Annotated in this window: 1 protein-coding gene; it reads left to right on the forward strand. The window is 45.4% G+C overall.

Features of this window, described 5'->3' with window-relative positions; genetic code table 11:
* The coding region (locus DWW85_RS12750) for a DUF5979 domain-containing protein (protein WP_207660251.1) at positions 1-931 on the forward strand (931 nt) is incomplete at both ends.

Raw genomic sequence — 931 nt, forward strand, 5'->3', positions numbered from 1 at the left:
CAAACCGGAACAGCAGTTGCAAACTATGGCTTAGCAGTCAGTGGGGAAGGTAATGTCACAGTCACCAAGGATGCGACAGCAACCGCAACTGTAACGAACACTTATACAGAAGATAAGGGAAGCTTAACTGTAGCAAAAGCAGTTGCGGGATATACCTTTGATTCCAGCAAGACATTCATGATCTACGTAACAAACGCAAGTGGTGAATATGTTCTTGCAGATGGAAGCGTAAGCGCAACCAAGACAGGAATCAGCGTACCGGCAAACGGAAGCGTAACGATCAATGACATACCTGTAGGAATTTACAGTGTAAGTGAAGAGCAAACCGGAACAGCAGTTGCAAACTATGGCTTAGCAGTCAGTGGGGAAGGTAATGTCACAGTCACCAAGGATGCGACAGCAACCGCAACTGTAACGAACACTTATACAGAAGATAAGGGAAGCTTAACTGTAGCAAAAGCAGTTGCGGGATATACCTTTGATTCCAGCAAGACATTCATGATCTACGTAACAAACGCAAGTGGTGAATATGTTCTTGCAGATGGAAGCGTAAGCGCAACCAAGACAGGAATCAGCGTACCGGCAAACGGAAGCGTAACGATCAATGACATACCTGTAGGAATTTACAGTGTAAGTGAAGAGCAAACCGGAACAGCAGTTGCAAACTATGGCTTAGCAGTCAGTGGGGAAGGTAATGTCACCGTCACCAAGGATACAACAGCAACTGCAACTGTAACGAACACTTATACAGAAGATAAGGGAAGCTTAACGGTAGCCAAGGCAGTTGCAGGATATACCTTTGATTCCAGCAAGACATTCATGATTTACGTAACAAACGCTAGCGGCGAATATGTCAAAGAAGATGGAAGCACAACAGCAACCAAGACAGGAATCAGCGTGCCGGCAAACGGAAGCGTAACGATCAATGACA

Source organism: Clostridium sp. AF17-21AC (assembly GCF_003461365.1).
In the GTDB taxonomy this organism is placed as follows: Bacteria; Bacillota; Clostridia; order Lachnospirales; family Lachnospiraceae; genus Coprococcus; species Coprococcus ammoniilyticus.